Raw genomic sequence first — 13,959 nt, 5'->3', positions numbered from 1 at the left:
ATAACACGTTATCACTATGTGTTTATTTTGCGTCTATTTTGCACCTGTCGTTGGCTGCTGCTGTGTAATGCAGTGAATATTACCACCGCCAAATACAATCTCTTTTGTGCGTACACCTACTACTTGATGATGAGGAAAGATCTTTTCAAGTTGTTCAATAGCTAAACTGTCATTGATATCATCGTATTGCGGTACGATAACACCCTCGTTACAAATCAAAAAATTGGCGTAAGAGGCGATACAGACATCATCGCTAAGCCGTGGTTTGGCATCATCAGAGGATACAATATCGTGGTCATCAGGCAAAGTTACTGGGTTTTTAGTACAGCAAAGTTTATGAACTTTTAGACGTCTACCTTTGGCATCGGTCATGGCACACAGCTGTGCGTAGGCTTGTTGAGTAGCCGCATAGAACGGATGACTAGAGTCTTCAGTAAATAAGCAGACTACCTCGCCTGGACGGACAAAACAGGCTAAATCATCGATATGACCGGTAGTTTCATCAGGATCGATACCATCGTCAATCCATAGTACCTTTTCGACATTGAGATAATCTTTGAGCTTATCTTCGATTTGGTGCTCATTTAAGTGTGGATTACGTCCAGGGCTAAGTAGGCACATACGTGTAGTGAGTACCGTACCCTCACCATCGACATGAAACGCGCCGCCCTCCATCACAAAGCCCTCAGTACGGTAGCGCTTGATAGCCAACTGCTCACATAAGCGCTCAGCAAGCTTGTCATCATCATCCCAAGGGGAGTACAGGCCATCATAATCGCCGCCCCAAGCATTAAACGTCCAATCACAAGCGCGCAGCTCGCCATAATCATTTATTAAAAAGGTAGGCACAGTATCACGCGCCCACGCATCGTTGCTTGGCATTGCCATGACTTCAATATCATTTGGCAGTTGATCTTGGCAACTCTGTAGATTATCAGCATCCACCAGAATGCTAACGTTACAGAACTGCTTGATGGCTGTGGCAACGGCTGCATAAGCGGCTTGCGCTGGAGTAGCCTGCTGGCGCCAGTTATCCGTTCGATAAGGCCATACCATCCACACCTTATCTATAGGCGCATATTCTGCTGGCATATAAAAGCCATCATGTTTAGGTGTTGAGTTTTGAATGAGGTTAGACATAGGCTTGTCCTTTTATCAGTATTACATTAGATAGTGATTTAGTAAATTAATGACAGTTTAGCCATGAGTCAACAAAGTGCCATACATCGATGGACGGCGATCACGAAAGACACCCCAATGCTGACGATCACTTGCTAGCTTATTCAAATCAAAAGTAGCACTAATAATTTCTTGCTTATCCTTTGAGGCCTCTTTGATCATCTTGCCGCGACCATCAGTAATGAAAGAGCTGCCGTAAAATGTCATAACGCTATCAGTCCCATTTTGCGTAATCGTCTCAGTACCAATCCGATTAGAGGCAATAACGGGCATCAGATTTGCCGCTGCGTGTCCTTGCATACAGCGCTGCCAATGATCTTTTGATTCGACATTCAATGTTGGTTCATCACCAATAGCGGTTGGATAAAACAATAGCTCAGCACCCATGAGCGCCATGCTACGCGCGCATTCAGGGAACCATTGATCCCAGCAGACACCGACACCGATCTTGGCGTACTTAGTATTCCAAACTTTAAAGCCTGTATCGCCTGGAGTGAAGTAAAACTTTTCAGCATAAGGAATACCATCTGGTATATGCGTTTTACGATAAGTGCCTAATATTTTGCCATCTGCGTCAATGATAGTGACGCTATTAAAAAAAGCATTACCTGACTTTTCATAAAAACTAATGGGTAGTACCACTTCTAACTCTTTCGCTAGTTTTTTAAAGTGAGTGATAGCGGCATTATCTTCAACTGAAGTGGCCAGCTTGAAGTAGTCAAAGTCATGTACTTGGCAAAAATAAGGCGTCTCAAACAGCTCTTGCAGTAAAATAATATTGGCACCAGCTTTGGCCGCTTGGGTGACCAGCTCAGTTGCAGTATCGATGTTTTGCTGAATATCCCAACCACAAGTCATTTGGGTCGTAGCGACGGTAACGTTACGCATAATATAAATCCTTTTATAAACAATTTTGACAAAAGGCGTCAATGAATCAGATAAACATGGGTAGCTACTAGCTAGCAACTACCCAAAATCAGAGATTGATAGTAATATCAAGCCATTGCAAAACCCATACCTAAGAAGCTAACAGCCGCTAGTCCTGCGCCAAGCATTGCATAAGGGAACTGGGTAAAGGCATGTTGCATCGGTGAACAACCCGCACCTTGTGCTGCTAATAACGACGAATCACTAAAGAAGCAAGCATGACTACCAAACGATGATGCAGATAGAAGTGCACCGATCATCAAGGGCGTACTGACACCAAGTGCTAATGAGATTGGGAATACAATTGGCATCGCAAGAACATACAGACCCCAGCTCGATGAGGTGGCAAAAGTCAAAAACGCCATAACGACAAAGATAACGGCAGGAAAGATAATGATAGTCATATAAGGCGTAATAGCATCGATAACATAAGTCGTCATACCAAGACTATCATTGACTTCTTTTAAGAAAAAGCCACCAATAACGGTTGAGAGAGGATAAAGCATAACCTTAAAGCCTTTAAAAATGGCTTCAACTTGAGTATTAAAACTTAAGATACCCTGTATCCAGTAGATAATAACCGTGACAAAACAGGTGAATAATGCACCACGTAATAGATCAACCTCAAAATAAACTGTTGAAGCGATAAGCAGAATCATAGGAAAAGCGAAATTGGCGATGTTGGCTTTAAAGGATAATTTACGTTTGGCCTGCACGTTAGAGACAAGCTGCTCCTCAACGAATTCTTCCGGTACAGGATTACCTGCTTTAGCGCGTGCCTCTGCTTTTTTCATCGGACCCCAATCACCTAAGATACCGTAAGCGACCAAAAATACGATCAGTAGAGCAAACCAAGCGTAGGCCATATAAGGAATAGCACTGATATAAAGACCCAATCCCTCACCGTCTCCTGCTACACCATTTTCTTCTAATAAACCAGAAAAATATACCGCCCACGTAGAGATAGGTACAATAATACACATCGGTGCTGCGGTTGAATCAACAATATAAGCCAGCTTCTCGCGTGATACCTGATAGACGTCCGTGAGTTTTTTGACTGAGGTTGATACTGCTAAGCAATTTAGATAGTCATCGATAAAAACCACGACTCCTAATGCAAAAGTCGCTAATAACGACTGCCTGCGTGATTTGATAATTTTCTGTAGCCATTCACTAAAGCCATCCAAACAGCCACTGATCTCAAGCAGCTGAATAAGACCACCCATTAGTCCGCAAACCAAGACGATCCAAATGATCGTCTCATTACCTAATACTATCGATATATTATCTGCAAAGGGGGAAACTAAATCGAAAGGATTAAGCATGACGAGGCCAGCGATACAACCTGCTATCATCGATTCAAAGGGACGCCTAGAGACGATAGCAGTGACCAACACCAATAGTGTTGGCAGCAAAGACAATGCACCCCAAGATTCTGCCTCGTCATGATTAAATGACATCCAAGCAAAAACGAGATATATGATAATCCCCGCTGCCAAGGTCATAAACATACGCTTGTTTTGATACTGGTGTTCGACCGCATCATTGAGTTTCATATTCATAGATACATTCCCTGTAAGACTTCGTTATTTTTAATAGAACAGTCCTGTTCTTAATCTTAAAATGCGATCATGGCAGCCCTATCAACAACCATGGCATAAAAATAAACGACTTATTTAGTATAGCTCTCGATATCAGACTATAGTTACATACCAGTACTGTCCTTCAGCGAATACCACCATGAGCCCATTACCGAATACGGTACTCTCAAGGCGCGCCCACCAGGAAAAGGTATCCATGGAATCAGCGCAAAAGCGTCAAACTCATCCTTTTTACCATTGATAGCGTCAGCCAATATCTGTCCAAACAGATGAGAGCCTGTCACACCATGCCCGCTATAGCCATGCGCAAAATAAACTCGCTCATGTAACTTACCTAACTGCGGCACGCGCGAAAAAGATAAGGCAAAGTTGCCGCTCCAAGCATAGTCGACTTTGAAGTCGCGCAGCTGCGGGAATATTTTATACATGTTGGGTTTGATTTTATTAGCGATATCGGCAGGATCTTGGCCACCGTACACAGAGCCACCACCAAACAGCATACGCTTGTCCGCTGACAGACGATAGTAATCTAGGATATAGCGTACATCCTCAACACAAACATCCGATGGAATTAGCTCATCCGCTAGATCACCCAATGGTTCAGTGGCGATAATTTGGGTAGAGACGGGCATGACCCGATCGGTAAGCTTAGGGATCACTTTGTTCAAATATGCATTGCCACATAGTACCGCTTGCTTACAGGTGACCGTGCCAAATTCGGTAATAACTTTGATAGAGTCATCCGCGTATTCGATATCAACGACAAGCGTGTTTTCATAAATAGTGCCGCCACCTTGCTCAATAGCAGTCGCCTCGCCAAGCGCTAGGTTTAATGGATGAATGTGCCCACCTGAGTGATCAATGATGCCGCCAATATAGGCATCGGTATTGATGTACTGCTGGATGCTGTCTTTATCTAACATTTCGCGCTCATGCATACCATAGCTCTCCCACAAGTTGTGGGTGTCTTGCAGATCCTTTAGCTGGCTGGTATTAAAAGCGGCAAATATATTTTTCTCTTTTAGGTCACACTTAATATCGTAATCACGGATAAATCGGCGCATAATCTTGCCGCCGCGCGTGACCAGTTGACTGACAAAATCAGCGTTTTGTTGACCATAAGACTTTTTGATTTTTTGCAAGCTGGCATTTAGGCCATTGACGATCTGCCCGCCATTGCGCCCTGAGGCGCCCCAACCAATCTGTGCACCTTCTAAAATGACGACTTCGTGACCGGTCTCTATAAGGTGTAGCCCAGCTGATAACCCGCTATAGCCACCACCAACTACACAGATTTCAGCCTGAATATCGTTTTTTAATGTTGGTCTATCAGGCTTAGGATTGCGACTAGCCGCATAGTAACTGTCAGGATACTGTCCCTTATCTGAATAATGAGGAATATTGCGGCGGTTGTTATTGGCCGACGCGTCGTTAGGTAAAGTGGTATTTGACATATTAGACATCCTGTAAATAAGTACGATATTCAAGATTAGTAACTTGCTGAGCAAAACGTTTGGCTTCTTGCTTTTTGACGGCAATTAACAGCTCGATCATCTCATTTGGGAATAACTCATTAATCACATCGCTATTTTCAAACTCTCGAATTGCCGACAGCCAGTCTAAAGGTAAAGTTTTTAGATCGGTATCATCATAAGTGATGCTATTGATCGGCTCAGGTGCTTCGAGTTTGTTTTCTATACCGTAGAGCATACCGGCTAATACCGCGCTACAGACCAGATAAGGGTTGGCGTCTGCCCCAGATACACGGTGCTCGATACGGCGTGCTTTGGTATCGCCACCAGGGATACGTACCGCTGCCGTACGGTTCTCATAGCCCCATGAGATGTTATTAGGAGCAAGCGTGCCTGGAGTGAAGCGGCGATAAGAGTTGACATGAGGTGCAAATAATAGCGTGCAATCTGCCATAGTCTTGAGCAATCCGGCGACTGCGTGACGTAAGGTATCAGAACCTGCATCGCTACCATCATCAAAGATGTTATTGCCATCTTTATCGAGCAAACTACAGTGCACATGAAAGCCGTTGCCGGACTGTAAGCCAAACGGCTTTGCCATAAAGGTTGCCGTCAATCCGTGACGCGTCGCTACAGACTTGACCACTTGCTTAAATAAAATAGCGTCATCTGCCGCTTTAAGCGGATCATCGACATGCAACAGATTAATCTCAAACTGACCACAGCCGTTTTCTGCCAAAGCGGCATCAGCAGGGATATCTAGTTTTTTACATTCTGTGTAAACGCCATCTAAAAACTCATCGAACTGTAGCAAATCGGTGATACTTAAAATAGAGGTTTTGTTTAATCTAAGGCCACTTTTTGGACGAATAGGCGGTTTAGGAGTTTCTCCCTCCACATAATCCACCAAATAAAACTCAAGCTCAGTTGCCATAACTGGTGTCAAACCAAGTGCTTTGAATTTTTTACTGATAAAGTCCAATACGTGTCTGGCGTCACCATAGTAAGGTTCATCGTCTTCGGTATATAACCAGACTGGTAGAAGCGATGATGGGGCACTGGTATTTAACAACTTAAAAGCGGCGCGTCCAGTAGGACGGACAAGAGCATCAATGTCACCATTGCATTGTGAGGATTCAATGACATCCGCGCCCCAAATATCAACGCCTAAAATAGATAAAGGCAAGCGTACGCCGCCATTTTGAGCCTTGTCCATCTGATCAAACGGGATGCGTTTGCCGCGTAGTAAACCGTTGATATCACCTGCTGCAATATATACGTACTCAGTATTGTTTGCAGATTCGACCATTCCATTGGCTGCTGTCATGTCTACTATTCCTATTATTTTAGAGCTTCTCAGGGTTGTTTAGCATTTTTTATCTATGGTATTAACGACTTAGAGTGCTTGGATATAACGACCTAATCGTGGGCTTCTACTGTCAATATCTTACTTACTGTTAGTGATGTCCTTTAATATAGATATGAAATTTATAGTTGTCAATGTTTATTTTAAATCATGAAAAAGTAATTTATATTATTCATTGATTAGGATTATTAACTATAATGAAACTTATAGTTTACATTTGTAAGAATACTGTGCTAAATTTTACTTAAATAGAAATTAGACTTTAGCCAACCTTATTTAGGAAAATAAAATATGCTTATTATCAGACCTATAATCGCCATCGTATCTTGTCATAAAATGGTCGATGGTCAGCCAGCACAAGCGGTGTATCAAAAGTATATCGATGCCGTACAGCACTATGGTGGCAACCCGATATTACTACCCTATACTGCTGCTGAGAGCGTGAACCTTGAGGCGCTGATGACAGTAGTAGATGGTATTTTATTGACAGGCAGCTATAGCAATGTCGCGCCCATGCGTTATGGTGCGTCGCATAGTGAAGAAAAGCAGGACGTGAATCGTGATGCGCTTAGCTTTAAGTTATTGGCTTCTGCTGAGCGATCAGGTATGCCTCTATTAGCAGTGTGCCGAGGACTACAAGAGATGAATGTCTATTTTGACGGAACTCTACATCCTGATTGGCGTGAGGTTGAAGGATTTTATGAGCCGCATCTAGAGGACAGTACTGCGCCATTAGAGGTGCAATATCAGCCTGTTCATGACGTGCTTATTCAACCTGATGGTAGATTGGCTACTTTTGGCGACGAGTGGCATGTAAATTCTTTGCACAAACAGGCCATTAATGAGGTCGGCAAAGGATTGTTCGTAGAAGCGCTGGCACGTGATGGATTGGTTGAGGCTATCAGCTTAATGAAACATCCGTTTATGATTGGTGTACAATGGCATCCTGAGCTAAATTATGCGAAAGATGACTTATCCAAATTTTTGTTTACGGAATTTATTCACTATGCCAGTCAAAAACACTCCTAATGTTTCTCAAGCCGATGAGCCTAAGTCAGCGTCGGTTAAAGAGCAGATGTTAGCTGATTCGTATCAAAATCAGCTAAACGAGCAACAGCTAGATGAGCAAATAGAAGAAGACATTGGCCAAAAGATAAATCAGCTACGGCTGACGAAAGGATTTTCGCAAAGGAAATTAGCACGGCTAGCTGGCGTCACTAATACCTCGATAAGTGCTATAGAACGCAATAAAGTGAGCCCAGCGATCAACACCCTAAAGGCGATCTTGACGGTATTGGACTCTGATCTTAGCACCTTTTTTAGTGATGAGTGGCAGGAGCGCAAGGCAAGAGTGGTCGTGACCCCTAAAGATTTGATTGAGATCAGTGAGCCTAATAGTCAGGTTTCAATCAAGCAGGTTTTTAATGGCAGTCCTACCAAGAATTTAGGATTTTTGATTGAAGAGTATCAGCCCAATAGTTCAACTGAGGATCGAATATCTCATGAAGGCGAGGAGATTGGCACGGTGATCGAAGGTAAGATTTTGATTCGTATTAATGAGGTGACTTACTTATTAAACGAGGGCGACAGCTATGTTATTAACACCAGTCATCCGCATACCTTTTTAAACCCTAGCAACGGCATTACCCGTATCGTTAGCGCCCATTCACCAGCAACATTCTAACTTCTCAGAAGTATGTACTATTAAAAAAGCCTAGCGTTAAACGTTAGGCTTTTTTAATAGTACATACTTCTGGATAAACTTACTTTAATAAATCGATGCCAAAAGAGATATAAATAGAACTTATTTCAGGTCTCGATTTAATGCTTTTTTGACAGCTTTTTGTTTTACAAGTGATACCTTAGCATCGCCTTTGAGCTTGTCATTGGGTCTGATATCTTCATTACTAATAAAATGATCTGACACTTTACTAAAGGGTTTAGCAGCGGCTTTAAGATGCTTTTTAATTTTGCTTGTCGTATAAGCGTCCAGACGGGCCTGCTCTTCACTTAGCGCTTCTTCATACAATTTTTGATAAACTTTTATGGTCTCATCAATCATCTCACGCATGGTAAATTGATTTGTCATCTCAGGACGGGTCACGCCTTCTAATTGGTTTCTAACCGCTTTACATAGTGCTTGTGCATTGTATTTTTTGACTAACCCTTGCGGATATAGTGGCTGCAAAATTTCACTAAAAGCGGCTTGATCCCAGCCGACAACGGGCGTGCCTAAGTGAATAGCTTGCAGAGCATTAATACCGATGGACTCAGGCTGATTGGCTAGTGCCATAACGATATTGGCCGCTGATAGCCATTCGCGCATATCATTACGCTTGCTGCCGACATACGTCACCCGCTCACCTAATCCAAGCGCATTCATACGTTGGCGAAAGTCCTCATGTGCTACATCGCCTTCTCTATAATCCTCATCCATAATAATTGCATGAATCAGGGGGAACTGCTCTTGCAAATTGCCCAAGATGTCGATCAGCCACTCTTGACCGTATTCATTGCCGATAACGGTTGGAAATACGAGCCACTTTTTATGCTCAAGCTCAGGGAATTCTGCAAAGGTACGCCTTAGCCAATACACTGATGGATTATGTCGATAAGGGTAACGGCGGGTGTCGACACCGCGATAAATACGCTTGATGACTTTGCGACCCATCTCTTCACGGCGCAAGCCCTTGGTTAGGTAATTAGTCACACTATCAGAGACAGTAATAATTGTGTCGACATCGAGTAGGGCTTGTGAGTATTTATTAATCGGATAAAACCCATACATCGTCGAGACTATCTTGGGCAGACGTTTGACGCGTGCGCGGCGTAGTGCTAAATGCAAGATCCAAGCGGGTGTACGCGAATGCACATGAATCACATCAGGATTGTATTTTTCAATAAGATGACGTAAAGGAATAATCTGTAATAACGCGGCCCATGACTTTTTATTCATATACAGCTGATGATACAGGTTACCCTCACGCTCCAAGCGCTTAACCAGCTCATTATCATTATCCGCGCTGGAGATGATAATTGACGTATGATCTTTTTTGACCAAAGCACGGCCAAGATGAAAGATGCCCCGTTCGGACTCATCATGTTTTAGGGAGGATAACAGGCGCATCACTATCATAAAGAAGATATACACATCAACGAGGTTAAGGTGCTATTGTCAGTCAGAAACGTAAAAAACTCAACCTTAGAGATGAATTAGCTAAAAATTTAATAAGATAATAGCTCATAAATGTTAACGTTTCTTTTGTAGGTACTCAGCATTAGGTAGGATTTGCTTTTCGCTAAGGTACTTCCAATAGCGCTGCGGCATATGCTGCTTATGCAGGCGTGTATTTTTGCGCTCTTTAATATTGACATTAGTAAAGTACCCCTGCCAAAACCTTTGATAACGCTGCTCATCAGGACTATGAATGCTGGTAGGATTACGTAGTACCGCATCATCAAGATCAGTAATAGTTTGTAGCTCAGCAGGTCGCGATGGCGTACTGCCAGATTTATCATAGTAGATACCATAGCCACGAACTAAGTCATATATCGCCCAATGCTGATCCTGATAGCGCTGACGAAAATGCTCACCGATAATAGGCAGCACATTAAAGTCAGGCTCTACACGCGCAAAGTAAATATCGTCAGTGGTATGCTCAAAGCGTACAAAGGCCTCCATGCGATGCTTTTCACGATGTACAGATTTGACCGTTTGCGCCAGTTCTAACACATCCAAATGACCTAAATCTTCTAGAATATTTCGCTTAGGATAGTAAATGGCGTATTTGACGATATGAAATAATGTCGTGCCAATGTTAGGTTTCTCCGACAAAAAGCCCCAAAGTATTTGGCGCATGCCTGAGCGCCCTAATAGCTTATTCAGCTTTTTTAGTACCCGCTGCGCTTGCTCATCATCGGTAATCACACTAGTTGCGCCACTAATCAAAGATGGTATATAGCGATTCTCGGCAATTAATTGCAACGACTCATCATGCTGCATTTTACGCTCATATACTTGATAAACCGCACTGAGCCACCCTTCAAAGCTTGGCTCGTATAATAAGATACTTGGTGTTAGATGACCGACTGCAAAATCGTCTTTTAAAGCGAGCTGAGTCATAGGTTATCCTAAAATAATTTAAAGGCTTTTCTTAATAAGAATATAAATACAAACTATCGTCTAGAATAACGCTAACTGCCCACTACGTTGATCTTTAAACTTCGTTTGAGTTTGCGCGAGCACATATTGACGAAAGTTATCACGAGTCAAATGTGAGAGATGCTCATTCTTGCCTGTGGTCGCAATAAAGTACTTCGCACGATTAACCGCAGCACCCATTTTCTTTAGATGATATAGCGTTAACTGATTGAACTTACGCGCCTTGACAATCTTTCTTGCCGTCTTAGTACCAATACCAGGAATACGTACAATCATCTCATAGGAGGCGGTCTGAATATTAACAGGGAAGTGCTCGCGATGACGTATCGCCCAAGCTAGCTTAGGATCGCAATCTAAATCCAAAAATGGCGAGTCTGGCTCAACGATCTCATGCGCGCCAAAGCCATAAAAGCGCATGAGCCAATCCGCTTGATAGAGACGGTTTTCGCGAATCATCGGCACAGGCGTACCAATTGCTGGCAGGCGACTATCCGATAACATCGGCACGTAACCTGAGTAATAGACACGCTTGAGATCATACTCTTTATAAAAGTGACTCGAGAGCTGAATCACTTGCAAATCCGTCTCGTTACTCGCGCCGACGATCATCTGACTGGTCTGACCTGCTGGCACGAATTTGGGCGCTTTTTTATGGGTTTTACGGCTCTCACGGATAGTAATGATTTCCGTCTTGACCGTTTCCATGGGCGCTTTTAACTCGTCATGTGACTTCTCTGGTGCGAGCAGCGCTAGACCAGATATAGTAGGGATTTCAATATTGACACTTAAACGATCAGCATAAAGACCCGCTTCTAATAGCAGCTCTTTTGACGCGCCTGGAATAGTTTTTAGATGAATATAGCCGTTAAAGCGCTCGCGGGTGCGTAGTATCTTTGCCACCTCAACCAAACGCTCCATCGTATAATCGCCACTTTTAAAGATACCTGAGCTTAAGAATAAGCCTTCGATATAGTTACGACGATAAAACTGCATAGTTAAATCAACCACTTCTTCGACGCTAAAAGCGGCACGCGGGGTGTCGTTACTTTTACGCGAAGTGCAATATGCACAGTCGTAGATACAGTGATTGGTCAGTAGGATTTTGAGTAAGCTGACACAGCGACCGTCTTCGGTATAGCTATGGCAAATACCAGTAGCTGAGGCATCACCAAGGCCACCGCCCTGATTTTTGCGGGTACCAGCGGAGGAGGAGCAAGAGACATCATACTTTGCCGCATCGGCTAAAATATTGAGCTTACCTTGTAATCTATCATAATTAATCGTTGCCATAAGTAAATAGTTACCAAGCCATTAATAGAGGGCTATTTTAACAAAATACAGTGTAAGTCACTGTAATTATTGACAAAGTATAGACGCTATACGACAACGGTTGTCGTATATATGATTTTTACAACATCAAAAAAAGGCCCTGAATATTCAAGACCTTTTTACATTTTTTCTTAGTCAAATTTTAATGCTTTATCGCACTATCATCCTCAAATCTAAGCTACTGTACTTTAGCGCGAATAACTACTGTCTGCGGAGTATTAGCAGCAAGATTAACAAGATTCCATCTTAGACCAGAGTAGTTTTGTTGAATCACTACATCATTACCCATTTGCCCAATGGTTTGATAATTATCGCCACCGATAGTACCCATAGTCGATAGCGGACTGTTTAACGATACCAGCTTGACACCATTGGGCAAAGTCACTGTCGCACTCAAGTCACCTATAGGCTGAGCGCTGTTATTAATATACGTAGTATGGTATTCAATAACGTCACCAGGAGCAACATTATTAGCAGGAACGGCAATGTCGCGTCCAGCGCTATTCTTTAATATTTTCATGATTTTAGTATTGGCACTGGCAACATTGGGTGTACTGAAAGTTGGCGTCAGCTGTAGCGTATCTATAGAGGTCGTTGAGATAACCTGATTGTTAGCTATAGAGCTATTGACAGCTGGGGTACTGATAACTTGATGATTGACTATAGGAACAGTGGTAGTGATAGGGGTCAACACTTGAGTAGGCGCTATAACGGGCGCCGTAATAGGAGTCGTGACCACTGTATTGCCGATCTGCTGGGTGACTTGACCCGTTATCGGTGCTGATACTACTGGGCTGGTAGTGACGACTGTAGAGGCCCCTTGACTGATAGTATAGCGAGGTACAGTGGTGATTTGGGTTGCATAAAAGGGCGCACCATCACGCATACTGATGCCGTTAGGTGTTGCGGTAATCGTCGTAGTTTTGCCATCTGCATACTGCTCAACTAGCGTGGAGCTGGCAGTACTGCCCTGATTAACGACTACCATCGGGGCAGCATTGCTAGCGCTAGCCAATAAGCCTGCAATCAGCGCAGTAGCTAGGGCTGTTTTTTTGATAGGTGTGTTTATAGTCATAATATTTTCCTTAAAAAGGGGTTTAATAATTAGCAAATAAATTAACTTTTGAATGCAGATGATTATTCTATAAAGCAACGACTATAGAACAGCAGCATCGTGTAAGAACAGCCACATTGTGTAACTGGCAGACAATAAAATGCCTGCGTTGGATTAAGTATGAATTAATCCAACGCAGGCATACAAAGCATTGCTAACACTTTAAACTTTCTGTCTATAACTATAACTAATTAGCTATAAATTACTTTCATCACTTCGTACTCAACCACGCCTTTTGGGGTTTCGATACGGGCTTCATCGCCTTCAAACTTACCAATTAGACCGCGAGCGATAGGCGAGTTGACCGAGATTTTACCCGCTTTGAAGTCGGCTTCATCATCACCGACGATTTGATAGCGTTTTTCTTCTTCGGTGTCCATATTTTCAATGACGACAGTGACGCCAAATACTACGCGGCCTTCGTTTTTGAGCGTTGAGGGATCAATTACTTGCGCGCCGCCAAGCTTGGCTTCGATATCACGAATACGTGCTTCACAAAATCCTTGTTGCTCACGAGCAGCATGGTATTCAGCGTTTTCTTTTAGATCGCCATGTTCGCGTGCTTCGGCGATAGAGGCGGTAATACGCGGACGGTCAATACTTTTTAGTTGCTTAAGCTCACTCTCAAGAGCGGCGTGTCCTTGTGGAGTCATAGGGTAACGTTGCATGTTTTTTCCTTAAGCCAATAACATCACACCACCTCTTACTGAGATGGTGTGATAAAGATTAATAGGCTATTAAAATGAATATAAAATATAAAATGGATGTATTTGGTTGAACCGCTAAAAACAGCAACTCGTAATCAACTT

The 13,959-nt window shown here is 43.0% G+C and carries 12 protein-coding genes; 2 read left to right on the top strand and 10 right to left on the bottom strand.

Annotation, left to right across the window (positions count from 1 at the left end):
• Positions 1 to 33 precede the first annotated feature (33 nt).
• The 5 genes from aguA to Q9G97_RS08600 all read right to left on the bottom strand — a co-directional run bounded on the left by aguA (position 34) and on the right by Q9G97_RS08600 (position 6,506).
• Positions 34 to 1,140 carry an agmatine deiminase gene (gene aguA, locus Q9G97_RS08620; RefSeq protein ID WP_305898467.1) on the bottom strand — a complete coding sequence of 369 codons (1,107 nt, stop codon included), beginning with the start codon at positions 1,138 to 1,140 and terminating at the stop codon, positions 34 to 36.
• Positions 1,141 to 1,197: 57 nt separating this feature from the next.
• Entirely contained in the window at positions 1,198 to 2,070 is an 873-nt protein-coding gene (aguB, locus tag Q9G97_RS08615; RefSeq protein ID WP_305900310.1) for an N-carbamoylputrescine amidase, read from the bottom strand.
• A 104-nt stretch (positions 2,071 to 2,174) separates the two neighbouring features.
• A complete protein-coding gene (locus tag Q9G97_RS08610; protein WP_305898466.1) occupies positions 2,175 to 3,668 on the bottom strand; it encodes a Na+/H+ antiporter NhaC family protein in 1,494 nt (497 codons plus the stop codon).
• A gap of 143 nt (positions 3,669 to 3,811) precedes the next feature.
• Positions 3,812 to 5,161, bottom strand: a complete 1,350-nt coding sequence (locus tag Q9G97_RS08605) for an FAD-binding oxidoreductase (protein WP_305898465.1) — start codon at positions 5,159 to 5,161, stop codon at positions 3,812 to 3,814.
• 1 nt (position 5,162) lies between these two features.
• Positions 5,163 to 6,506, bottom strand: a complete 1,344-nt coding sequence (locus Q9G97_RS08600; protein WP_305898464.1) for a glutamine synthetase family protein — start codon at positions 6,504 to 6,506, stop codon at positions 5,163 to 5,165.
• A 330-nt stretch (positions 6,507 to 6,836) separates the two neighbouring features.
• Between Q9G97_RS08600 and Q9G97_RS08595 the strand changes: the two genes are divergently transcribed.
• The gene (locus Q9G97_RS08595; protein WP_305898463.1) at positions 6,837 to 7,574 is read left to right on the top strand and encodes a gamma-glutamyl-gamma-aminobutyrate hydrolase family protein; all 738 of its coding nucleotides are present in this window, start codon (positions 6,837 to 6,839) and stop codon (positions 7,572 to 7,574) included.
• Positions 7,552 to 8,229: a cupin domain-containing protein gene (locus Q9G97_RS08590; RefSeq protein ID WP_305898462.1), complete on the top strand. Its 678-nt coding sequence runs from the start codon at positions 7,552 to 7,554 to the stop codon at positions 8,227 to 8,229. The genes Q9G97_RS08595 and Q9G97_RS08590 overlap by 23 nt, the downstream gene beginning before the upstream one ends.
• Before the next feature lie 120 nt (positions 8,230 to 8,349).
• Here the strand turns inward: Q9G97_RS08590 and Q9G97_RS08585 are convergent, their stop codons facing one another.
• The 5 genes from Q9G97_RS08585 to greA all read right to left on the bottom strand — a co-directional run bounded on the left by Q9G97_RS08585 (position 8,350) and on the right by greA (position 13,818).
• The gene (locus Q9G97_RS08585; RefSeq protein WP_305898461.1) at positions 8,350 to 9,681 is read right to left on the bottom strand and encodes a glycosyltransferase; all 1,332 of its coding nucleotides are present in this window, start codon (positions 9,679 to 9,681) and stop codon (positions 8,350 to 8,352) included.
• A 114-nt stretch (positions 9,682 to 9,795) separates the two neighbouring features.
• Positions 9,796 to 10,668, bottom strand: a complete 873-nt coding sequence (locus Q9G97_RS08580; RefSeq protein WP_305898460.1) for a TIGR03915 family putative DNA repair protein — start codon at positions 10,666 to 10,668, stop codon at positions 9,796 to 9,798.
• 60 nt (positions 10,669 to 10,728) lie between these two features.
• The gene (locus tag Q9G97_RS08575) at positions 10,729 to 11,997 is read right to left on the bottom strand and encodes a putative DNA modification/repair radical SAM protein (RefSeq protein WP_201569479.1); all 1,269 of its coding nucleotides are present in this window, start codon (positions 11,995 to 11,997) and stop codon (positions 10,729 to 10,731) included.
• A 217-nt stretch (positions 11,998 to 12,214) separates the two neighbouring features.
• Positions 12,215 to 13,111: a hypothetical protein gene (locus tag Q9G97_RS08570; RefSeq protein ID WP_305898459.1), complete on the bottom strand. Its 897-nt coding sequence runs from the start codon at positions 13,109 to 13,111 to the stop codon at positions 12,215 to 12,217.
• A 230-nt stretch (positions 13,112 to 13,341) separates the two neighbouring features.
• On the bottom strand, positions 13,342 to 13,818 hold the full coding sequence (greA, locus tag Q9G97_RS08565) for a transcription elongation factor GreA (protein ID WP_305898458.1): 477 nt from the start codon (positions 13,816 to 13,818) through the stop codon (positions 13,342 to 13,344).
• Between the last annotated feature and the right edge of the window lie 141 nt (positions 13,819 to 13,959).

This window comes from Psychrobacter sp. M13 (assembly GCF_030718935.1).
Taxonomy (GTDB): Bacteria; Pseudomonadota; Gammaproteobacteria; order Pseudomonadales; family Moraxellaceae; genus Psychrobacter; species Psychrobacter immobilis_G.
This window is presented reverse-complemented; position numbering and strand designations above follow the sequence as displayed.

Excerpts from the sequence above, each read along its gene's own strand:
- aguA (WP_305898467.1), bottom strand. The coding sequence starts at position 1,140 with ATGTCTAACCTCATTCAAAACTCAACACCTAAACATGATGGCTTTTAT.
- Q9G97_RS08610 (WP_305898466.1), bottom strand. The coding sequence starts at position 3,668 with ATGAATATGAAACTCAATGATGCGGTCGAACACCAGTATCAAAACAAG.
- Q9G97_RS08605 (WP_305898465.1), bottom strand. The coding sequence starts at position 5,161 with ATGTCAAATACCACTTTACCTAACGACGCGTCGGCCAATAACAACCGC.
- Q9G97_RS08600 (WP_305898464.1), bottom strand. The coding sequence starts at position 6,506 with ATGACAGCAGCCAATGGAATGGTCGAATCTGCAAACAATACTGAGTAC.
- Q9G97_RS08595 (WP_305898463.1), top strand. The coding sequence starts at position 6,837 with ATGCTTATTATCAGACCTATAATCGCCATCGTATCTTGTCATAAAATG.
- Q9G97_RS08590 (WP_305898462.1), top strand. The coding sequence starts at position 7,552 with ATGCCAGTCAAAAACACTCCTAATGTTTCTCAAGCCGATGAGCCTAAG.
- Q9G97_RS08585 (WP_305898461.1), bottom strand. The coding sequence starts at position 9,681 with ATGATAGTGATGCGCCTGTTATCCTCCCTAAAACATGATGAGTCCGAA.
- Q9G97_RS08580 (WP_305898460.1), bottom strand. The coding sequence starts at position 10,668 with ATGACTCAGCTCGCTTTAAAAGACGATTTTGCAGTCGGTCATCTAACA.
- Q9G97_RS08575 (WP_201569479.1), bottom strand. The coding sequence starts at position 11,997 with ATGGCAACGATTAATTATGATAGATTACAAGGTAAGCTCAATATTTTA.
- Q9G97_RS08570 (WP_305898459.1), bottom strand. The coding sequence starts at position 13,111 with ATGACTATAAACACACCTATCAAAAAAACAGCCCTAGCTACTGCGCTG.
- greA (WP_305898458.1), bottom strand. The coding sequence starts at position 13,818 with ATGCAACGTTACCCTATGACTCCACAAGGACACGCCGCTCTTGAGAGT.